The organism is Macromonas bipunctata, from assembly GCF_002837135.1.
Classification (GTDB): Bacteria; Pseudomonadota; Gammaproteobacteria; order Burkholderiales; family Burkholderiaceae_C; genus Macromonas_A; species Macromonas_A bipunctata.
Genome location: NZ_NWBQ01000020.1, coordinates 57,155 through 77,347 on the forward strand (window position 1 = coordinate 57,155; position 20,193 = coordinate 77,347).

17 protein-coding genes and 4 tRNA genes are annotated in these 20,193 nt (G+C 64.3%); 9 read left to right on the plus strand and 12 right to left on the minus strand.

Annotated elements, in window-relative coordinates; translation table 11 throughout:
* Positions 1–123 precede the first annotated feature (123 nt).
* Genes CON76_RS03315 through CON76_RS03325 form a run of 3 tightly spaced genes read right to left on the minus strand, consistent with a single transcriptional unit; the run spans position 124 to position 4,367 of the window.
* Entirely contained in the window at positions 124–1,101 is a 978-nt protein-coding gene (locus tag CON76_RS03315) for an alpha/beta hydrolase (protein ID WP_101101943.1), read from the minus strand.
* A gap of 47 nt (positions 1,102–1,148) precedes the next feature.
* Entirely contained in the window at positions 1,149–1,976 is an 828-nt protein-coding gene (locus CON76_RS03320) for an HDOD domain-containing protein (RefSeq protein ID WP_101101944.1), read from the minus strand.
* Between the two features lie 12 nt (positions 1,977–1,988).
* Positions 1,989–4,367 carry a Tex family protein gene (locus tag CON76_RS03325; protein ID WP_101101945.1) on the minus strand — a complete coding sequence of 793 codons (2,379 nt, stop codon included), beginning with the start codon at positions 4,365–4,367 and terminating at the stop codon, positions 1,989–1,991.
* A 166-nt stretch (positions 4,368–4,533) separates the two neighbouring features.
* Here CON76_RS03325 and CON76_RS03330 point away from each other — a divergent pair, with 166 nt between their 5' ends.
* On the plus strand, positions 4,534–7,122 hold the full coding sequence (locus tag CON76_RS03330; RefSeq protein WP_101101946.1) for a chemotaxis protein CheW: 2,589 nt from the start codon (positions 4,534–4,536) through the stop codon (positions 7,120–7,122).
* A 34-nt stretch (positions 7,123–7,156) separates the two neighbouring features.
* On the opposite strand, the gene CON76_RS03335 is transcribed toward CON76_RS03330, so the two are convergent.
* Entirely contained in the window at positions 7,157–7,777 is a 621-nt protein-coding gene (locus tag CON76_RS03335; protein WP_101101947.1) for an isochorismatase family protein, read from the minus strand.
* 218 nt (positions 7,778–7,995) lie between these two features.
* On the opposite strand from CON76_RS03335, the gene CON76_RS03340 reads away from it, so the two are divergent.
* Complete coding sequence (locus CON76_RS03340) at positions 7,996–8,520, plus strand: C40 family peptidase (RefSeq protein ID WP_240592750.1); 525 nt, start codon at positions 7,996–7,998, stop codon at positions 8,518–8,520.
* A gap of 150 nt (positions 8,521–8,670) precedes the next feature.
* On the opposite strand, the gene CON76_RS03345 is transcribed toward CON76_RS03340, so the two are convergent.
* From CON76_RS03345 to CON76_RS03355, 3 genes are all read right to left on the minus strand, one after another.
* Positions 8,671–8,895 (minus strand): HP1242/YdcH family protein, encoded by a 225-nt coding sequence (locus tag CON76_RS03345; protein WP_101101949.1) that lies wholly within the window; start codon positions 8,893–8,895, stop codon positions 8,671–8,673.
* Between the two features lie 29 nt (positions 8,896–8,924).
* Entirely contained in the window at positions 8,925–11,219 is a 2,295-nt protein-coding gene (locus CON76_RS03350) for an arginine/lysine/ornithine decarboxylase (RefSeq protein WP_101101950.1), read from the minus strand.
* Between the two features lie 124 nt (positions 11,220–11,343).
* A tRNA-Gly gene (locus CON76_RS03355) sits at positions 11,344–11,417 on the minus strand.
* Between the two features lie 120 nt (positions 11,418–11,537).
* Here CON76_RS03355 and CON76_RS03360 point away from each other — a divergent pair.
* Positions 11,538–11,628, plus strand: a tRNA-Ser gene (locus CON76_RS03360).
* A 90-nt stretch (positions 11,629–11,718) separates the two neighbouring features.
* On the opposite strand, the gene CON76_RS03365 is transcribed toward CON76_RS03360, so the two are convergent.
* From CON76_RS03365 to rpiA, 5 genes are all read right to left on the minus strand, one after another.
* Positions 11,719–12,468: a 4-hydroxy-tetrahydrodipicolinate reductase gene (locus CON76_RS03365; protein ID WP_101101951.1), complete on the minus strand. Its 750-nt coding sequence runs from the start codon at positions 12,466–12,468 to the stop codon at positions 11,719–11,721.
* Between the two features lie 129 nt (positions 12,469–12,597).
* Entirely contained in the window at positions 12,598–13,521 is a 924-nt protein-coding gene (gene menA / locus CON76_RS03370; protein ID WP_169928969.1) for a 1,4-dihydroxy-2-naphthoate octaprenyltransferase, read from the minus strand.
* 94 nt (positions 13,522–13,615) lie between these two features.
* A tRNA-Arg gene (locus CON76_RS03375) sits at positions 13,616–13,692 on the minus strand.
* Positions 13,693–13,756: 64 nt separating this feature from the next.
* Positions 13,757–13,833 (minus strand) — tRNA-Arg (locus CON76_RS03380).
* Between the two features lie 56 nt (positions 13,834–13,889).
* Positions 13,890–14,579 (minus strand): ribose-5-phosphate isomerase RpiA, encoded by a 690-nt coding sequence (gene rpiA / locus CON76_RS03385; protein ID WP_101101953.1) that lies wholly within the window; start codon positions 14,577–14,579, stop codon positions 13,890–13,892.
* A gap of 60 nt (positions 14,580–14,639) precedes the next feature.
* On the opposite strand from rpiA, the gene CON76_RS03390 reads away from it, so the two are divergent.
* The 6 genes from CON76_RS03390 to CON76_RS03415 are packed head-to-tail and all read left to right on the plus strand — an operon-like array spanning position 14,640 to position 20,087.
* Positions 14,640–15,695 carry a quinone-dependent dihydroorotate dehydrogenase gene (locus CON76_RS03390; protein WP_101101954.1) on the plus strand — a complete coding sequence of 352 codons (1,056 nt, stop codon included), beginning with the start codon at positions 14,640–14,642 and terminating at the stop codon, positions 15,693–15,695.
* 45 nt (positions 15,696–15,740) lie between these two features.
* Entirely contained in the window at positions 15,741–18,596 is a 2,856-nt protein-coding gene (locus tag CON76_RS03395; protein ID WP_101101955.1) for a class I SAM-dependent DNA methyltransferase, read from the plus strand.
* A gap of 29 nt (positions 18,597–18,625) precedes the next feature.
* Positions 18,626–19,024: a type VII toxin-antitoxin system MntA family adenylyltransferase antitoxin gene (gene mntA / locus CON76_RS03400; protein WP_240592746.1), complete on the plus strand. Its 399-nt coding sequence runs from the start codon at positions 18,626–18,628 to the stop codon at positions 19,022–19,024.
* Positions 19,014–19,433, plus strand: a complete 420-nt coding sequence (hepT, locus tag CON76_RS03405) for a type VII toxin-antitoxin system HepT family RNase toxin (protein ID WP_101101956.1) — start codon at positions 19,014–19,016, stop codon at positions 19,431–19,433. Before mntA ends, hepT begins: the two co-directional genes overlap by 11 nt.
* A 58-nt stretch (positions 19,434–19,491) precedes the next feature.
* Positions 19,492–19,671: a type II toxin-antitoxin system HicA family toxin gene (locus CON76_RS03410; RefSeq protein ID WP_101101957.1), complete on the plus strand. Its 180-nt coding sequence runs from the start codon at positions 19,492–19,494 to the stop codon at positions 19,669–19,671.
* Between the two features lie 26 nt (positions 19,672–19,697).
* The gene (locus CON76_RS03415) at positions 19,698–20,087 is read left to right on the plus strand and encodes a type II toxin-antitoxin system HicB family antitoxin (protein WP_101101958.1); all 390 of its coding nucleotides are present in this window, start codon (positions 19,698–19,700) and stop codon (positions 20,085–20,087) included.
* Positions 20,088–20,193 lie beyond the last annotated feature (106 nt).

The window sequence follows — 20,193 nt, forward strand, 5'->3', positions numbered from 1 at the left end:
GACTGCGAAAACAGCGGGCACACACATCCGAAATAGGTAGAAAACAGGATTAGCGCACAAGTGTACGGCGTAGCGCGGTTTTGTGCCCCGGCAAGGGTATGTACGGCCAGTGCAGCCGTTCGCTCAGGCCAGGCCGAACGCGTAGCGCAAGGCGCGCGCCGCGTCCTGGTGCGCACGCAGGGCCTCGGGGATGGCGCGGCCCATTTTGATGAACTCGTGCGTCACGCCCCGGTAGATGTCCAGATCCACCGCCACACCAGCCAGCCGCAGCCGATCGGCCATCAGCACGCCCTCGTCCACCAGCGGGTCGCACTCGGCCAGCCCAAACCAAGCAGGGGCCACACCCTCCACATCGGGGGCGTTGAGCGGCGCAAAGCGCCAATCGTCCCGGTCGGCGGGCGTACGCAGGTATTGGCCAAAAAACCACGTGATGGCGGGCTCTTCCAGCACAAAACCGTGCGCAAAGGTCTTGTGCGAGGGCGTGTCTTGGTGCGCCGTGCAGCCGGGATAAAACAGGACTTGCAGCGCCAGCGGCAAACCGGCATCACGGGCCTGGATCGCCGTCACCAGGCTGAGGGTACCGCCCGCGCTGTCACCGCCGATGGCGATATGGGCTGGATCCAGCCCCAAGGATGGCGCGTGCTGGTGCAACCATTGCAGGCCGTCCCAGGCGTCGTCCACCGCCGTCGGAAACAGGTGTTCGGGCGCCAGCCGGTAGTCCACCGACAACACCGCGCAATGCGCCAGATGCGCCAGGTGGCGGCACAGGCTGTCGTGGGTGTTGACGCTGCCCACGGTAAAGCCGCCACCGTGCAGGTACAGCAGCACCGGGCACGGCGTGGCGGCCCATTCGGGCGGCAAGTGTGGCACCAGCAACCGCGCAGGCAACTGTGCGCCGTCGCGGGTGGGGATCTGCAACGCCTCCACGCGGGCCATCTTGTGCGGCGCCAGGTCCAGCACGCCGGAACTTTGTTCGTAAAAAGCGCGTGCCTGCTGTGGCGTCAGCGCGTGCAACGGGGGGCGGCCTGCGCGCGCCATGCGGTCGATCACGCTGCGCATGGCGGGGGTCAGCAGGGAACGGGGGTGGGCGTGGTGGTGCATCGGCAAACAGAATCCAAAAAGCGCCAGGGTTCAGCAGGCGTCAGGCATCAGGGCAGGAACGCCGACAGCTCGCCCGCCGACACCCAGTCGGCCGGATCCTTGTCCAGCACCATGTCCAGGTCCAGCCCCAGCAGCAGCGCCACAACGTCGGGGAAGGTGGCGGCCAGACCCTCGCGGTCCAGGTGCATCTCGGCCGCGCGCGCGCGCCACGCCGCCATGTGGATCAGCCCAGCCAGCGGCTCGTACACATCGCCCTCGAACGGCTGCAGCTGGTGCCTGAGCGCGCGCACGATGGTGTCCGGAAAATCCCAGGTCGCGGCAAAGGCGGCGCCCACGTCGGCGTAGGTGTAGCCCAGCGCGGCCTGCTCGGCCTCGGCACGCTTCAAGTCCAGCGGCGCCACGCCAAAGTCGATGCGCGCCACCACGTCGGGCATGCCCATGTGCATCACCAGGTCGCCCACGGCATGGATCAGCCCGGCGGTGAAGGCCTCGCCCTCGCTCAGGTGCAGGCTGTGCGCCAGCGTCTTGCAGATCTTGGCCACATTCAGGCTGTAGCGCCAGAACTGCTCCAGGTTCACGCCCGGCACGCTGTGGAAGCTGCTGCTGAGCGCCACCGCCGTCACCAGCGTGCGCACATGGTTGAAGCCCAGCAGCGCAATCGCCTCCTCCACGCTGCCCACCTGGCGCGACAGGCCAAAGTAGGCCGAATTGGCCAGCTTGAGCACGCGCGCCGTCAGGCCGGGGTCGGTGGCAATGGTGGCGGCAATGGTGCGGATGTCGGGATCGTGCGCGTCCAGTTCGGCCAGCACCTCCGACACCACGCGCGGCATGCTGGGCAGCGCCTGGCCTTGTGCCAGCAGATCAACCAGTTGCATAGTGGCGCACTTTCAGCGTTTGAGGGTTTGCAACTTGGCAAAGGCCGAGGCCATCACCGACGCTGGGGCGGGCCCGGACGCACGCTGCTGGCGCGCCGCCGCCCCGCCCGCAGGCCCCACCCGTCCCGCATCGCGCCCGGGTGCTGGGCGGGCACCGCCGCTGTGGGCGGGCGCGTCCAGCTTCATGCTCAGGCCGATGCGCTTGCGCGGCACATCCACCTCCACCACCTTCACGCGCACAATGTCGCCCGCCTTGACCACCTCACGCGCGTCGTTGACAAACTTGTGCGACAGCTGGCTCACGTGCACCAACCCATCCTGGTGCACACCCAGATCGACGAATGCACCAAACTGGGCCACGTTGCTCACCGTACCCTCCAGCACCATGCCGGGCTGCAAGTCCTTGATGTCCTGCACCGCGTCGTTCAAGCGCGCCACCTTGAAGTCCGGGCGCGGGTCGCGGCCGGGCTTTTCCAGCTCGGCCAGAATGTCGCGCACCGTGATGGGGCCAAACTGTTCGTTGGCAAACCATTCCGGCTTCAATGGCTTGAGCCACTCGCTGCGTCCCATCAGCTCGGTGATCGGGCGCGCCGTTTTGACCAGAATCTGCTGCACCACTGGATAGGTTTCGGGGTGGACACCGGTCATGTCCAGCGGGTTGTCGCCACCCCGAATGCGCAAAAAGCCCGCGCTTTGCTCAAACGTCTTGGGCCCCAGCCCCGCCACCTTGAGCAACTGCTGGCGGCTGCGGAAGGCGCCATTGGCCTCGCGCCAGCGCACCACCGCCTTGGCCACGTTGGCGCTCAGGCCCGACACCCGCGCCAGCAGCGGCGCGCTGGCGGTGTTCAAGTCCACGCCCACGGCGTTGACGCAATCCTCCACCACCGCGTCCAGCGTGCGCGCCAGCTCGCTCTGGTTCACGTCGTGCTGGTACTGGCCCACGCCGATGCTCTTGGGATCGATCTTGACCAGCTCGGCCAGCGGATCTTGCAGGCGCCGGGCAATGCTGGCCGCGCCGCGCAAGCTCACGTCCACATCCGGCATTTCCTGCGAAGCGTATTCGCTCGCGCTGTACACCGAAGCCCCGGCCTCGCTCACCACCACTTTTTGCACCACATGGCCCGGCTGTGCCTTCGCCAGTTGCGCGATCAAATCGGCGGCCAGTTTGTCGGTTTCGCGGCTGGCGGTGCCGTTGCCAATCGCCACCAAATCCACCTGGTGCCGCTGGCACAGCTTGGACAAGGTGTGCAAAGCACCGTCCCAATCTTTGCGCGGTTCGTGCGGGTACACGGTGGCGGTGTCGAGCAGCTTGCCGGTAGCGTCCACCACCGCCACCTTCACGCCAGTGCGGATGCCAGGGTCCAGCCCCATCACCACCCTAGGCCCGGCCGGCGCGGCCAGCAGCAGGTCGCGCACGTTGTCGGCAAACACCTTGATCGCCACTTTTTCCGCTTCCTCGCGCAGCCGCGTGAACAAATCGCGCTCAATCGACAGGCTGAGCTTGACGCGCCACGTCCAGGCCACGCACTTGCGGATCAGGTCGTCGGCAGCGCGGCCTTGATGGCTCCAGCCCAGGTGGCGCGCAATGCGCCCTTCGGCCAGCGACGGCACCGCCCCAGGTTTGGTGCCCGGGGGCAACTCGGGCTCTGGCAGCGCCAGCTTGAGGTCGAGCACCTCCAGCGCGCGGCCCCGGAACACCGCCAGCGCCCGGTGCGACGGCACCTTGCCAATCGGCTCGGCGTAGTCAAAGTAGTCGCGGAACTTGGCGTTGTCGGGCGCGTGCTCGTCCTTGCCGTCCACCTTGCGGCTGTGCAGCTCGCCCTCCTGCCACAGCCAGCCGCGCAAGCTTTGCACCAGCGCGGCGTCCTCGGCCCAGCGTTCGCTCAGAATGTCGCGCACCCCGTCCAGCACCGCCGCCACGGTGGTGAAGTCGCTGCCGTCCTCGCCCTTGGCGGGCTTGACGAACGCCTGCGCCTCGTCGGCGGGCACGCGCGCCGGGTCGTTGAACAACACATCGGCCAGCGGCTCCAAGCCGTTCTCGCGCGCAATCTGGCCTTTGGTACGGCGCTTGGGCTTGTACGGCAAGTACAAATCTTCCAGCTCCTGCTTGGTGGCGGCAGCGGCAATGGCGGCCTGCAGCGCGGGCGTGAGCTTGCCCTGCTCCTCGATGCTCTTGAGCACCACCGCCTGGCGCGCGTGCAGCTCGCGCAAATAGCCCAGGCGCTGCTCGAGCTCGCGCAGCTGGATGTCGTCCAGCCCGCCCGTGGCCTCCTTGCGGTAGCGGGCAATGAACGGCACCGTGGCGCCACCGTCGAGCAACGCCACAGCGGCGTCCACCTGGCGCGTGGCCACCTTCAACTCTTGCGCCAGTTGCGCGGTAATGTTCTGCATGAATCGGCTGGCCAGCGGGGCTGGCGCGGGTGTCACAAACAAGGGCTAAAGTGTGCCACAGTGACCACTGTGCCCCGGGGCCCCTGCGCTCGCCTGGAGCTGGTGCAGAAATTGCTAGACTCGTTGCACCCGATTTTTCCGCCGCTCCCACCGGCAACCCCGCACCATGACCTCCGGCCACCCCATCGCCACCGACACCTTTCTGCCCTACATGCGCGACGTGGCCCGCTGCGAACTGTCGCTGCGCGAGCTCGACCAGATGTGGCGCATGATCGAGGCCTCGGCCAAGATGAACTGCCCCGAGGAAGCCCAGACCATCCTGCCCACCATGGCCGCCACCCGCGCCGGGCTCAACCGGCTGGAGCACGACCTGGTGGCCGGACTGGTGCAGGAAAAGGTGCAGAACGTGCTCGACGCCATCGGCACCCAGGCGCAGCACGTGATCGACATCGTGGTGCGCAACCTGTACGAGCGCACCGCCGACGTCGGCTTTCTGGCCACCGACCGCGAGCTGTGCGACTGGCTGGCCAGCGAACAGGCCGACACCACCGCCATCCGCATCCGGCTGCAACAGTACCGCGCCAAATACTCGGTCTACGACGACATCGTGCTGCTCGACCGCGACGGCAACGTGCGCCTGCAGCTGGCCGCCCCGGAGGGTGCCGACCGCACCATGGCTGCACCGCCCACACGCCCCGACTGGTGCGCCGCCGCGCTGCAGCGCCACGGCTACGTGGAACACTTTGGCCCCAGCGCGCTGCACCCGGCCCAGGCCCACGCGCTGCTGTACGCCCACCGCATGACGCACCCGCACAGTCACGCGCTGGTGGGCGTGCTGTGCCTGTCGTTTGGCTTTGCCGCCGAAATGGCGCGCATCTTCCACGCCTACCGCGACCCCGAGGGCCGCTCCCTGTTGCTGCTGCTCGACGGCAACGACCGCGTCATCGCCAGCTCCGACCACGCCTGGGTGGCCAACGGCACCCGCGTGCCCACCAACCCGCAGGCACTGCCACAACGCTACATCCACGCCGGGCGCGAATACCTGGTGCGCACCCTGCCCGCCCAGGGCTACCAGGGCTACCCCGGCCCGCCAGGCTGGCGCGGCCAGGTCATGGTGCCGCTGGAGCTGGCCTTCGGTGGCCCGCAACAGGCCACGCTGGCCCACCTCGACCCCACGCTGGCGGCCGGGCTGCTGTCGCACGCCCGCACCTTCAGCCCGCCACTGTTCGAGGTCATCACCGCCACCGAATCGATACGGCGCGTGGTCTGGAACGGCCAGGTCGTCACCGCCGGGCGCAACGGCGAGCTGCAAAAGCTCAAGACCATACTGGAACAGATCAGCGAGACCGGCACCCGCAGCAACGCGCTGTTCTCGGCCTCGGTGCGCGACCTGTACGACACCGTGCTCGAATCGCAACTGCACACAGCCCAGCTGGCCGCGCTGCTGCTGGTGGACTTGCTCGACCGCAACCTGTACGAACGCGCCAACGACTGCCGCTGGTGGGCGCTGGCGCCCGAACTGCGCCACACCCTGGCACAACCGCAACCCGGCGCCGAGGCGCTGCAACAGCTGCACGAGCTGCTGGCCCACCTCCACCGCCTGTACACCGTGTACAGCGGCCTGTTGGTGTACGACCGCCAGGGCCGCATCGTGGCGCAATCCTGCCGCGCGGGCGTCACGGTGGGTGCCGACGCCATCGAGCCCCAGCTGCTGGAGCGCGTGCTGCGCCTGCGCAGCGAGCAGGACTACTGCGTCACCGCCTTCACGCCATCGCCCCTGCAGCCTGGCCCACCCACCTACACCTACCACGCCGCCATCCGCGACCCGCAGGACGCCAGCCGCACCGTGGGCGGCATTGCGGTGGTGTTCGACGCCGACACCGAACTCGCCGCCATGCTGCGCGGCGGCCTGGGGCAGCCGCCATGCGGCCCCACCGCCGATGCCAACAGCGCCAGCACCACCGCGTTCTACCTCGACCGCCAGGGGCGCATCATCTCCAGCACCGACCCGCAGCGGCACACCGGCCACGGGCTGGACGGCCTGGACGCCGACGTGCTCACCCTGCCCAACGGCCACAGCCTGTCGCGCATCGTCGTCCACGACGGGCAGTACGCCATCCTGGGCGCCTCCGCCTCGCAAGGCTACCGCGAGTTCAAGGTCAGCGACGGCTACCGCGACGACGTGCTGGCCGTGGTGTTCACGCCGCTGGGCGCGGTGCGCAGCGCCACCGGCGGCGGCAACGCCGACCTGCCCCCACTGCACAACGCCCTGCCGCCCGGCACCGCCGGCGGCATGGAGGTGGCCACCTTCTTCACCGGTGGCAGCCTGCTGGGCCTGCCCGCCGCCAGCGTCATCGAAGCCCTGCCCGCCAGCGCCCTGGCCGCACGCACCAGCGTCGATGCCCAGGGCCGCATCGGCATGCTGGTGCCTCAGGTGGGCAGCAAACTGGCGCACTTCGTCTGGGTGTTCGACTTGGGCTGGCTGGTGCACCAACAACCCAGCCAGCTCGACAACCGCAGCCAGATCATCACCGTGCGCCACGGCCACCACACGCTGGGCCTGCTGGTCGATGAACTGCACGGCATGCCCGAATTCCTGCCGCAACACATCATCGACACCCCTTTCACGGGGGGCGATACCAGCACATTGGTGCGCCAGTTCATCCAGGCCGGCGACCAGGTGCTGATCCAGCTGCTCGACGTGGAACAGCTCTTTGGCCGCCTGCTGGCCGCCCTGACCCCGGTGCGGGCCTGACGGCGGCAGCGCGTCCGGGCGTACGTGCGGTGCGTTACTTGACCAGCGCCAGCACGTCGCGGAAGTCCGGGTGCTCGCAGTCCTGCAGCCACTCGAACACCACCATCTCGCTCGTCACCAGCTCCACGCCGTTGCCCGCCAGGCGGTCAAACGCGGCGTCGCGGTCGCGGTCGCGGCGCGAACCGCAAGCGTCCGTCACCACCCAAACCTCGAACTCCTGCTCCAGCAGGCCCAGCGCGGTCTGCAGCAGGCACACGTGCGCCTCGCAACCGGCCAGCACCAGGGTGCCCCGGCTGGGGGCGGCGGGGGCCGGGTTGTCGCGGTTCTTCTGCAAATGCTTGGGCAAGCTGCGGGCGTTGCCCCCAGTGCGCACCGGCGGTGCGGGCGGGCGCAGCGCCAGCGTCAAGTCCGACTGGCTGGCGTCGAACGACATCTTGGCAAACGTCTGCTCGCACAGCGCGCGCAAGCTCGCATCGTTGGGCCCCAGCTTGCCGGGGTTCTGTTCTGTGCCCCACACCGGCACGCCCAAGCGCTGCGCCGCCTGCGCCAGCAAGCGCGCGCGCGCCAGCACCTCCTCGCCGTGGGCAATCACCGGCATCAGGCGCGCCTGGTAGTCCACCAGCACCAATTGACAATCGTCTGCATCAAGCAACATAGACACACTCCAGTCCAGAAAAACAAAAATTAAGGGGGCAAAACCCAGTGTATATCCTCTTGACGTTTGCCAGCACAGCCCTTACCCTCGACCAGATGCGACCATCGACCAAATCCCTACTGGCCGGATGCCTGCTGATATGGGCCTCATGTGCCGTGGCAGAACCCACGGCCAACACCGCCTCTCCCCCCGTTTTCAATGCCGCACCCGCCGCCCCTGTGGTGGCCGACGTGGCGCCGCCCGATCTCCCCCCCGACGACGCCGTGGCCAGCCTGCTGGCCAAAAAAGGCCTGCTGGCCGACCTGCAAGGCTGGCGCCAGAGCGTGGGCTCCGCCGCCTCCGGGCTGGTGGCCAACGCCATGAACTTCCTGGGCGTGCCCTACAAGTGGGGTGGTACCTCGGCCGAGACCGGCTTTGACTGCAGCGGCTTTGTGCGCGCCATCTACGAACAAAGCGTGGGCCTGGTGCTGCCACGGCGCGCCGCCGAGCAGGCCGAAGCCACCCGCAGCATCGCCCAGGACGAACTGCGCCCCGGCGACTTGGTGTTCTTCAACACCATGCAGCGCGCCTTCAGCCACGTCGGCATCTACGTGGGCGACGGCAAATTCATCCACTCCCCGCGCGCGGGCTCCCACGTGCGGGTCGAGGACATGAAGCTGGACTACTGGGCCAAACGCTACAACGGCGCACGCCGGGTCGATATCGACGCCAGCAGCCCGGCCAGCCTGCGCGCCCTGCGCTGATCGACCGCCGCCGCTGGCCAGTGCCAGCCCCACACCCCCTTCCTTCGCAAAAAAACCTCTGCTGGCATGGCCAGACAGAGGTTTTTTTGTGGGGGTGGGTGCAACAACGCACGCAGGGCAGCGGCCATGCCACCGCCCCGGCCACTGGCGTCAGGCTTGCGCGGCGCTGGCCTTCTTCAGGATCACGTACAGCTCATCCTTGAGGTGCAGCTTTTCCTTCTTCAGGGTCTCGATCTCCTCATGGGTGCCCGGCAGGATGTGGCTTTCCATGTTCTTGATCTTCTGGTCGAGCTCGTTGTGCTTGTCGAACAGGCGGGTGAAGTGGTGGTCGCTGGTCTTGAGCTGGGTGATCAGGTCGCGGTATTCAGGAAACATGTTGACTCCATTGCAAAGGTTTCATTCTATCAAGCCAACTTCACGCAGTCCGCAAAGTAGCGCTTGTGGCCGTCCAGATCCTCCTCGACCACCAGGCCGTGGATGTCGGTCTCGAAGCCCGGGCAACGCTGGTTGAACTCGCGCGAGAACTTGAGGTAGTCCACAATCTTCTTGTTGAACACCTCGCCCGGAATCAGCAGCGGAATGCCCGGCGGGTACGGCGTGATCAGGCCCACGGTGATGCGGCCCTCCAGCTCGTCCACCGGCACGCGCTCGGTGTTCTTGCGCGCGATCTGGGCAAAGGCGTCGGTGGGCGTCATGGCCGGGGTCAGGTCGCTCAGGTACATGTCGGTGGTCAAGCGCGCAATGTCGTACTTGGCGTACATTTCGTGCACAAACTGGCACATATCGCGCAAACCCATCTTTTCGTAACGGCGGTGCTTTTGGCAAAACTCGGGCAAGATGCGCCACAGCGGCTGATTCTTGTCGTAATCGTCCTTGAACTGCTGCAACGCCGTCACCAGCGTGTTCCAACGGCCCTTGGTGATGCCGATGGTGAACATGATGAAGAAGCTGTACAGGCCCGTCTTTTCCACCACCACACCGTGTTCGGCCAAAAATTTGGTGACGATGCTGGCCGGAATACCACTGGTGGCAAAGTCGCCACTCATGTTCAGGCCCGGTGTCACGATGGTGGCCTTGATGGGGTCCAACATGTTGAAACCTGGTGCCATGTCGCCAAAGCCGTGCCACGACTCCTCGCCGTCGGCCGGTTGCACGCCCTCGGCATCGGTGCGCTTGAGGATCCAGTCGTCGGCCCGGCCCACGCCCTCATCGGCCAGCTCCTCGGGGCCCCAGACCTTGAACCACCAGTCGTCGTCGCCAAACTCCTCGTCCACCTTGCGCATGGCACGGCGGAAGTCCAGCGCCTCGGCAATGCTTTCCTCCACCAGCGCGGTGCCGCCGGGCGGCTCCATCATGGCGGCGGCCACGTCGCAGCTGGCAATGATGCTGTACTGCGGGCTGGTGCTGGTGTGCATCAGGTAGGCTTCGTTGAACAGGCTGCGGTCGAGCTTGGTGTCCTGCGAGTCCTGCACCAGCACATGGCTGGCCTGGCTGATACCCGCCAACAACTTGTGAATCGACTGCGTGGAATACACCACCGTGTGCTTGGGGCGCGCGCGCTTCTTGCCCATGGCGTGGAAGCTGCCATAGAACGGGTGGAACGCCGCGTGCGGCAGCCAGGCCTCGTCAAAGTGCAGGTTCTCCACGTAGCCATCCAGCAACTGCTTGATGGTCTCGGTGTTGTACAGCACGCCGTCGTAGGTCGATTGCGTCAGCGTCAGGATGCGCGGCTTGACGGCGGCGGCATCCACGCCCTGCAGCAACGGATGCGCGGCAATCTTGGCGCGGATGGCCTCGGGCTCGAACTCGCTTTGCGGAATCGGGCCGATGATGCCCCAGTGGTTGCGCGTGGGCTTCAAGAACACCGGAATCGCACCCGTCATGATGATGGCGTGCAGATTGGACTTGTGGCAGTTGCGGTCCATGATCACCACATCGCCCGGCGCCACGGTGTGGTGCCACACCATCTTGTTGGACGTGGAGGTGCCATTCGTCACGAAAAAGCAATGGTCGGCGTTGAAGATGCGCGCGGCGTTGCGCTCGCTCTCGCCGATGGCGCCGTTGTGGTCCAGCAGCTGGCCAAGCTCCTCCACCGCGTTGCACACATCGGCGCGCAGCATGTTCTCGCCAAAGAATTGGTGGAACATCTGGCCCACAGGCGTCTTGAGGAACGCCACGCCGCCCGAGTGGCCCGGGCAGTGCCAGGAGTAGGAGCCGTCCTCGGCATAGTCCAGCAGCGCCTTGAAGAACGGCGGCTGGATGCCTTCCAGGTAGCTCTTGGCCTCGCGGATGATGTGGCGCGCCACGAACTCGGGCGTGTCCTCGAACATGTGGATGAAGCCGTGCAGCTCGCGCAGGATGTCGTTGGGCAGGTGGCGGCTGGTCTTGGTCTCGCCGTAGATGTAGAGCGGCACCTCGGCGTTCTTGCGGCGCACTTCCTCGATGAAGCTGCGCAGGTTGAGCACCGCCGGATCCAGGTCCGGGCCCACGGTGAACTCCTCATCGTCGATCGACAGGATGAACGCGCTGGCGCGGCTTTGCTGCTGCGCAAACAGGCTCAGGTCGCCATAGCTGGTGACACCCAGCACCTCGAAGCCCTCTTTCTCGATGGCTTCGGCCAGGGCGCGGATGCCCGAACCCGAGGTGTTTTCGGAGCGGAAATCTTCGTCAATGATGACGATGGGAAAACGGAATTTCATGGGCCTGTCTTTTCAAGTGAAGGATGGCAATTGCGGCAAGTGTACGGAATTCGCGTGACAATCGCACAACAAAAAACCCGCTGCACCAAGTGGCGCAACGGGTCAATGTGCTCAAAGACGAATCTGGAGCGGGTGAAGGGAATCGAACCCTCGTATGAAGCTTGGGAAGCTGCCGTTCTACCATTGAACTACACCCGCGTGGCCGAAATCATATCACGCAGCCGCACCGCTTTGGCCCCCACCACGGCGCCGCTGGCAAAAATGTGGCGCCCGACCACCAGATCCTGCAGCAGGATGGTATACAATTCAAGGCTACACGGAGCGGTGGATGAGTGGTTTAAGTCGCACGCCTGGAAAGCGTGTGTGGGTTAATAGCCCACCGCGGGTTCGAATCCCGCCTGCTCCGCCACTTACATTGTCAAAGCCTGTCAGGGACGTATTCCCGACAGGCTTTTTCTTTGCCTGTACAAAAGCTGCGCGAACCAGCGCGCGGCAGCCATCACCCCCCTGCCAGCAATGCGGCCTTGAGCTTGCGCAGCAGCAGGTCGTCAAAGGTGTAGAAGCCCGGCGGGCAGTTGGCCAGCTCGGTCAGGGCAAAGGCGGCGCCGGTGCCAAAGGCCTCGCGGCGGATGGAATCGTGGATCAGGCGCACGGTCTGGTGCGGAAAGCCAAAGACGACCTCGTGGTGGCCCACGATACCCCCCAGGCGCAGCGAGCTGATGCGGTCCTCTTCCAGGTTCAGGCTCTGTGCGATCTTGCGTGCGGTACCGGAGACTTCGGGCTTTTCGCGGAAATGCTGCTCGATGATTTCCACATCGGCAAACGGCGCAATGGTCTGCAGGAACTTGGCCGACATCATCAGGAAGTTGATGCCCAGCGTGATGTTGGGCGAGCTCATGACGCGGGCCGAGGTGCTGAGCGAGCGCAGGTAGTCCAGGTGCGTGTCGGAATAGGCCGAGATGGCACTGACCAGCGCCAGCCCGCGCGCCTTGACCTCGTCGCCGTAGCGGTAGAGGGTGTCGGCGTCCGAAAAGTCCACGATGGCATCGACCGGGTGCTCGTCGAACCAGCGCGTCAGGTCGAGCCCGTCCAGACCCACCAGCGGCACCTCGGGCTGGCCGTCCATGTGTGCGCCGGGGGCGGCCGAACGCTTGGCAATCCAGCACAGCTGGTAGCGCGGGTCTTGTGCCAGCACGCTGGCCACCGCCTTGCCTGCCTTGCCATACCCCATCAGTCCCACTTTTTGCATTTTTTGGCTCCTTGTTGTCGTTGTAACAAAATGTGCATTGTAGGGCCAGCGGCTGCAACGCACGTGCCGCAGGGAGATCTGGGTGAAGCCGACGCTGTTCAGGGCGGTGCTTACAGCTCTCTCTCCCTATCACCGGCCGGCCAGCAAGCCCGACGCCAATGCTGCCGCCAACCCCAGCACCAGCCGGAACACCGCAAACAGCACCGGGTTGAAGGCCAGCCCCGACGCGCAGCGGGCAAAACGCCGCCAGATCTGCCACGCCCGGTGCAGCAGCAGACACGGCAGCAGCAGCCACAGCTGTTGCGCCCACAGCGCCATGACCACGCTGGCCGCAAACGGCAGGCCCAGCAGCACGGCCATGGCCTGGTGGCAGCGCCGCTCGCCCAGCCACACCGCCAGCGTGGTGCGGCCCACGCTGCGGTCGTGCGCCATGTCGCGCCGGTTGTTGACCAGCAGCGCCGCCGCCGACAGGCTGCCCACCGCCACCGCCGCCAGCGCGCCCAGCACGCTGGTCTGGCCCGACAGCAGCCACTCGGTGCCCAGCACCGCCACCAGGCCAAAGAACACGAACACCGTCAGCTCGCCCCACGGGGTGTAGGCAATCGGCCTGGGACCACCCATGTAAGCCAGTGCCGCCAACAACGACGCCGTGCCCAAGGCCAGCACCGGCCAGCCGCGCCAATAGCACAGCAGCAACCCCAAGCCCAGCGCCAGCAGCGACAGCACCACAATCGCCCGCCGCACCGCATGCGGGGTCAGCCAGCCTTCGGCGGTGGCGCGTGGCAGGCCGGTGCGGTTGCCCAGCCGCTCGCCGCCGCGCTGGGTGTAGCCCACGTCGTTTTGCAGGTTGGTGATGAGCTGCATCAGCAGCGCGCACAGCAAGGCGGTCAGGGTCGGCAGCGGGGGCAACTGGCCTTGCTGGTGAAACGCCACCGCCGCCCCCACCAGCACCGGGCTGACCGCGATGGGCAACGAAGCAGGCCGCAGCGCCGCCGACCAGGCACGCCACAGCGTGGGCGCAGGGGGTGAAGTCGATACAGGCGCAAGAGGCATCGGCAAAACAGAATGAGGGATTGAAGCAAGCGGCCACACGGGCCCGGAAAACCAAAAAGCCCCGAACATCTTGCGATATTCGAGGCTTCTGATTTGGTGCGGCTGGCAGGATTCGAACCCACGACCCCTTGGTTCGTAGCCAAGTACTCTATCCAACTGAGCTACAGCCGCATAAGCTGTGCAACTTTTGAAACGCTGATGACACCGGTCAAGCTGTGAAACCGGTATCAAGATTTGGTGCGGCTGGCAGGATTCGAACCCACGACCCCTTGGTTCGTAGCCAAGTACTCTATCCAACTGAGCTACAGCCGCTGAAGCCGTTATTCTATCGCGGTTTTAGGGCGTTTTTGCGTTGCGGACGTTTTTTCTCAAAATTCCACGGTTTTCACGCCCGCCGCCGTGCCCAGCAGACACACGTGGGCCTTCTGGTGCGCAAACACGCCCACCGTCACCAAGCCGGGCCAGTTGTTGATCTGGCTCTCGAACGCCAGCGGATCGGTGATCTGCAAGCCGGTCACGTCCAGGATGTGCTGGCCGTTGTCGGTGACCAGCGGCTGGCCATCCTTCAGGCGCAAGATGGCCTGGCCGCCCAGCGCGGCAAACTGGCGCGCAATGCGTTGCGCCGCCATCGGAATCACTTCGACCGGCAGCGGGAAAGTGCCCAGCACGGGCACCCATTTCGATTCATCCGCAATGCAAACAAAACACCGGGATTGGGCCGCCACGATCTTTTCGCGCGTCAGGGCCGCGCCACCGCCCTTGACCATGTGACCCTGGGGGTCGATTTCGTCGGCGCCATCGACGTACACGGCCAGTTCGCCCACCTCGTTGGCATCGAACACCGCAATGCCGTGGCCGCGCAGGCGCTCGGTGGAGGCCACGGAGCTGGACACAGCCCCCGGAATCTGGTCTTTGATGGTGGCCAGTGCGTCGATGAACTTGTTGACGGTGGAACCTGTGCCCACGCCCACAATCTGGCCGGGCACCACGTATTGCAGCGCGGCCTGGCCGACCAGGGTTTTGAGTTCGTCTTGGGTCAAGGAGGGGGTGCTGTTCATCTGGGACAATTCCAAGCTGGGGGCCACGTCCGGCCCGTTTTGTATTGATGCGATTATCCAATGTCCCTGCTGCCCTACTCCCTCGCCCGCGCCTTTCTGTTCAACATGGACCCCGAAGAGGCCCATGAGCTCACGCTCAACAAGCTCGAAAGCCTGCAACATTCGCCGCTGATGCGCCTGGCCTCGCAACCGCGCGTGAGCGACCCGGTCACGCTGGCCGGGCTGCAGTTTCCCAACCGCGTCGGGCTGGCCGCCGGGCTGGACAAGAACGCCCGCTGCATCGACGCCTGGAGCGCGCTGGGCTTTGGCTTTGTGGAAGTGGGCACCGTCACGCCCAAGGGCCAGCCCGGCAACCCCAAGCCGCGCATGTTCCGTCTGCCCGAGGCCAACGCGCTCATCAACCGCCTGGGCTTCAACAACGAGGGGCTGGACGCATTTCTGGCCAACGTGCAACGCAGCAAGGTGCGCCAAAAGCCCAAGGCGGGCGATATGCTGCTGGGCCTCAACATCGGCAAAAACGCTGCTACCCCAATTGAGAACGCCACCGACGATTACCTGATCTGTCTGGCTGGGGTGTACCCGCACGCCGATTACGTGACGGTCAACATTTCCAGCCCCAACACCAAGAACCTGCGCGCGCTGCAAAGCGACGAAGCCCTGGACCAACTGCTGGCCGCCCTGACCCGCAAGCGCGCTGAACTGGCTGAACAATACGGCCAGCACAAGCCCATGTTCTTGAAGATTGCGCCCGACCTGGACGAACAGCAAATTGCCGTGATTGCCGATACGCTGGTGCGCCACGGCATGGACGGCGTGATTGCCACCAACACCACCCTGAGCCGCAGCGCCGTGCAGGGGCTGGCACACGCCGATGAAGCCGGTGGCCTCTCGGGTGCGCCGGTGCTGGAGGCCAGCAACGCCGTCATCCGCCAACTGCGCGCCCGCCTGGGCAAGGACTACCCCATCATTGGCGTGGGCGGCGTGATGAGCGGTGCCGATGCCATCAGCAAAATTGAAGCCGGTGCCGATGTGGTGCAACTCTACACCGGCATCATCTACCATGGGCCGGGGTTGGTGACGGACGTGGCACAGGCGCTCAAAGCCCAACGCCGCTGATGCACAAGCACAAGCCATAAAAAGAACGCAGGGAGGAACCACAACATGCCATTGAGCTGGAACGAGATCAAACACCGCGCGCTGGGCTTTAGCCGCACTTGGGCCGATGCCAGCCGCGAAGATGCCGAGGCCAAACCCTTCTGGATCGACTTTTTCCACTGCTTTGGCATCACCGACAAACGGGTGGCCACGTTCGAGCACGCGGTCAAGAAGCTGCCCGGTGCCAACGCCCGCACCGATGGTTTTGTGGACTTGTTCTGGCCCGGCATGTTGCTGGTGGAGCACAAGTCGCGCGGCAAAGACCTGGACGCGGCCATGGACCAGGCCATGGGCTACCTGGCGGGCATTGCCGAACGCGACCTGCCGCAACTGGTGGTGGTGTGCGACTTTGCGCGCTTCAGGGTACGCACGCTGGCCACGGGGGATACCGCCGAATTCACCCTGCCCGAGCTGCACAAGGAAGTGAAACGCTTTGGCCTGCTGGCGGGCTACAAGGTGCAGCACATTGCGCCGCAAGATGGGGTCAACATCCGCGCCGCCGAACGCATGGGCAAGCTGCACGACGCACTGGCCGCCAGCGGCTACGGTGGCCACGCGCTGGAAGTGCTGCTGGTACGGCTGCTGTTTTGCCTGTTTGCCGACGACACCGGCATCTTTCAGCCCGCGCAGGCGTTCCGCGCCTTTGTGGAAGAACGCACCAGCGCCGATGGCAGCGACTTGGGGCCGCGCATTGCACAGTTTTTTCAGGTGCTCAACACGCCAGAAGCCCAACGCAGCACAGCGTTGGATGAGCAACTGGCGGCCTTTCCCTACATCAATGGCCGCTTGTTTGAGGAGCGATTGCCGATGGCGGACTTTACCGCCGCCATGCGCGAGGCGCTGCTCGATGCCTGCGCGCTGGACTGGTCGGCCATTAGTCCGGCCATTTTCGGTAGCCTGTTTCAGAGCATCATGGACAAGCACGCGCGCCGCAACCTGGGCGCGCACTACACCAGCGAGGAAAACATCCTCAAGCTCATCCAACCGCTGTTTCTGGACGCGCTGTGGGCCGAATTCCAACAGGCCAAGGCCCAGCCGCGCAAGCTGTTGCAGTTCCACCAGAAACTGCGCGGCCTGACGTTTTTTGACCCGGCGTGCGGTTGCGGCAATTTCTTGGTGATTTGCTACCGCGAGCTGCGCCTGCTGGAGCTGGAAGTGCTGCGCGCCAGCCAGCAACACAGCCGCCAAGCGGGGCAACAGGCGCTGGACATCCACGCGCTGATCCAGCTCAACGTGGACCAGTTTTACGGCATCGAGATTGAGGAGTTTCCAGCCCAAATTGCGCAGGTGGCGCTGTGGCTCATCGACCACCAGATGAACCTGCGCGTGAGCGAGGAGTTTGGCCTGTACTTTGCCCGCATTCCGCTGCGCACCAGCGCCAGCGTGGTGCATGGCAACGCGCTGCGGCTGGACTGGAACAGCGTGCTGCCCGCCCAGCGGTGCAGCTACGTGCTGGGGAATCCGCCTTTTTCTGGCAAACATTACCAAAGCAAGGAGCAAAAGACCGAGGCGCTTGCCGTATACGACGGAATGAAATCGGCATCAGACCTAGACTATGTTGCGGCTTGGTTCGTAAAAGGTGCAAAGTACATACAAGGCACCTCAATACGGTGCGCTTTTGTGGCAACCAACAGTCTCACACAAGGCGAACAAGTACCGCTTCTGTGGCCACTGCTGCTGGAAAAGTACAAAATCAAGATTCAGTTTGCCCATAGAACTTTCCAGTGGAGCAACGAGGCCAGCGGCATGGCAGCGGTTCATTGCGTCATCGTAGGATTCGGCTGTGCGGATGTTCAACCCAAACGCTTGTTCATCTACGAAACGCCCAAAACCCAACCGCACGAACTGACTGTGGCGCACATCAGTCCGTATTTGACTGAAGCGCCGGATGTCATCATCAAGAAAAGCTCCACGCCGATTGGGAATGTCCCAACCATGAAATGCGGCAGCAAGCCTTCAGATGGTGGGCATCTGATCTTGAGTGATGATGAACAAGCCCATTTGGTTGCGCTGGAACCAGCCGCTGGCCCTTACATCAGGCCATTCGTGGGATCGCAGGAATTTTTGAACGGAAGCCAACGATGGTGCTTGTGGCTGGAAAACATCCCGCCAGCCACGTTAAAACAATTGCCCAACGTGTTGCGGCGCGTAGAGTTGGTGAAAAAATTTCGGGAAGCCAGCAGCGCAGAACCGACACGCCGTGCCGCCAGCACACCCAGCCGGTTTTTCTTTGTAGCACAGCCCAACACGCCGTACATTGCCATCCCGGAAGTTTCATCTGAACGACGTACCTATGTGCCCGTCGGCTACTTGCCGCCAAAAGTCATTGCAAGCAACAAGCTGTACATCATTGATGCCCCCAGCCTTTTTGTTTTCGGTGTGCTTCAGTCGTTGATGCACGGTGCATGGATACGGACGGTTGCTGGCAGACTCAAAAGTGACTACCAATATTCAGGCTCAATGGTCTACAACAACTTCCCCTGGCCCACCCTGCCCACCAACCCCGCCCCGCGCACGCCCGAACACAAGGCCAAAACCGCCATCGAAACCGCCGCCCAGGCCGTGCTGGATGCCCGCGCCAAGTTCCAGCAAGCCACGCCGCCCGCCTCGCTGGCCGACCTGTACGACCCGCTCACCATGCCGCCCGAGCTGCTCAAGGCGCACCAGAAACTCGATGCCGCCGTGGACACCGCCTACGCCCTGACGGCGGGCCTGCCCGCCAAAAAAACGTGGCACAACGACGCTGAGCGTGTGGCGTTCCTGTTCGAGCAATACCAGCGCCTGACCAGCCTGCTGCCCGCTGCCGCGCCAGCCAAACCGCGCCGCGCACGGGCCAGGCCGCCATCCAGCACAGCCGCGTAATGCACCCACACCACACCACCCCTTTGCCCGTGGCACTGCAAACCCAAATTGTGGAGCCGCTGCGCGCTGCCTTTCCCAACGCATTGGGCGTTTACGCCTTTGGCAGCCAAGTCCAAGGCACCGCCGGGCCGCACAGCGACTGGGATTTGGCGGTGCTGGTGGCGGGTTACGCCGACCCGCTGGCGCTGTGGGATGCGGCTCACGCACTCAGCCGAGTGCTCCACCGCGATGTGGATTTGCTGGATTTGCGCGCCGCCAGCAGCGTCATGCAGCACCAGATATTGACCACCGGCCAACGGCTGTGGGGCAAAGACCCCGAAGCGGGTTTGTTTGAATGCTTTGCCCTGACCGAGAAGTTGCGTTTTGACGAATCGCGCGCCGCCCTGTTGACCGACATTCAAACCCGAGGTTCCGTTTATGGCAGATGATGTGTTGTTGAACAAGGCCGCCAGCATCGAACGCTGCGTGGCGCGTGTGCGTGAGGAATTTTCCGCTGCGGGTGACGACTTTGCCGCCGATTTCACGCGGCAAGATGCAGCCATTCTCAATATTCAACGCGCCTGCGAAATGGCCATCGACATGGGCCAGCACGTGATACGCACCCACAAGCTCGGGTTGCCACAAAGCGCGCGCGATGTGTTCACCCTGCTGGCGCGTGGCGGCCACATTCCCCCCGAACTGGCCGACACGATGGGCAAAATGGCCGGTTTTCGCAATCTGGCGGTACACGACTACCAGCGGCTGCTGTTGCCCGTGGTCGAGAAAATCATCACCCAACACTTGGACGATTTCTTGCGTTTCACGCAGAGTTTGCTGCACCGCGCCGCCGAAGGTTAGCCAATGTCAAACAATGCCCAATTTGATCACGGTGTGTATTTGTGTGTAATATAGGCGCATGAAAAGCACCGACCTCATCAAGCAACTCAAGGCCGATGGCTGGTATCTGGTGCATGTGGTGGGTTCACACCACCAGTTCAAACACCCCAGCAAGCCTGGCAAGGTCACGGTGCCACACCCCAAAAAAGACTTGCTGATCGCCACTGTGCGCAGCATTCTTAAACAAGCTGGCCTCTGATGGCTGTTTCTTTCAGGAGCGCAACCATGCTGTATCCCGTTTATGTGCAGGTGGGCAATGCCCAAGAAGCCCACGGCATCACCTTCCCGGACTTTCCGGGCTGTTTTTCGGCAGCGGACGAATGGGCCGACTTGCCCGCAGCCATTCAGGAAGCGGTTGAAGCGCATTTTTATGGCGAGCCCGACGCGGTGCCCGCACCTACGCCGCTGGAACAATTGGTGAACAACCCCGACTATCAGGGCGGGGTCTGGCTGCTGGCCGATATTGACCTAAGCCGCATCGAAACACGGCCTGTACGGCTCAACATCAGCTTGCCAGCTCAACTGGTGCAACAAATTGATGCGTGGGCCAACGCGCACCACATGACACGCTCTGGTTTTTTGGCCAAGGCAGCGCAACAAGCCATGCACGCCTGAGTGCAACAGTCCAATTTTTTGATACGCTGCACCCTTGACATCCTCCTCGCCACTCATGGCGAGGATTCCCGCTTCACAGACCCCTGCCCATGCCTCATCAAAGAGA

Bases quoted from the DNA above. Each gene is read 5' to 3' on its own strand.
- CON76_RS03315 (WP_101101943.1), bottom strand. From the start codon at position 1,101: ATGCACCACCACGCCCACCCCCGTTCCCTGCTGACCCCCGCCATGCGC.
- CON76_RS03320 (WP_101101944.1), bottom strand. From the start codon at position 1,976: ATGCAACTGGTTGATCTGCTGGCACAAGGCCAGGCGCTGCCCAGCATG.
- CON76_RS03325 (WP_101101945.1), bottom strand. From the start codon at position 4,367: ATGCAGAACATTACCGCGCAACTGGCGCAAGAGTTGAAGGTGGCCACG.
- CON76_RS03330 (WP_101101946.1), top strand. From the start codon at position 4,534: ATGACCTCCGGCCACCCCATCGCCACCGACACCTTTCTGCCCTACATG.
- CON76_RS03335 (WP_101101947.1), bottom strand. From the start codon at position 7,777: ATGTTGCTTGATGCAGACGATTGTCAATTGGTGCTGGTGGACTACCAG.
- CON76_RS03345 (WP_101101949.1), bottom strand. From the start codon at position 8,895: ATGTTTCCTGAATACCGCGACCTGATCACCCAGCTCAAGACCAGCGAC.
- CON76_RS03350 (WP_101101950.1), bottom strand. From the start codon at position 11,219: ATGAAATTCCGTTTTCCCATCGTCATCATTGACGAAGATTTCCGCTCC.
- CON76_RS03365 (WP_101101951.1), bottom strand. From the start codon at position 12,468: ATGCAAAAAGTGGGACTGATGGGGTATGGCAAGGCAGGCAAGGCGGTG.
- menA (WP_169928969.1), bottom strand. From the start codon at position 13,521: ATGCCTCTTGCGCCTGTATCGACTTCACCCCCTGCGCCCACGCTGTGG.
- rpiA (WP_101101953.1), bottom strand. From the start codon at position 14,579: ATGAACAGCACCCCCTCCTTGACCCAAGACGAACTCAAAACCCTGGTC.
- CON76_RS03390 (WP_101101954.1), top strand. From the start codon at position 14,640: ATGTCCCTGCTGCCCTACTCCCTCGCCCGCGCCTTTCTGTTCAACATG.
- CON76_RS03395 (WP_101101955.1), top strand. From the start codon at position 15,741: ATGCCATTGAGCTGGAACGAGATCAAACACCGCGCGCTGGGCTTTAGC.
- hepT (WP_101101956.1), top strand. From the start codon at position 19,014: ATGGCAGATGATGTGTTGTTGAACAAGGCCGCCAGCATCGAACGCTGC.
- CON76_RS03410 (WP_101101957.1), top strand. From the start codon at position 19,492: ATGAAAAGCACCGACCTCATCAAGCAACTCAAGGCCGATGGCTGGTAT.
- CON76_RS03415 (WP_101101958.1), top strand. From the start codon at position 19,698: ATGCTGTATCCCGTTTATGTGCAGGTGGGCAATGCCCAAGAAGCCCAC.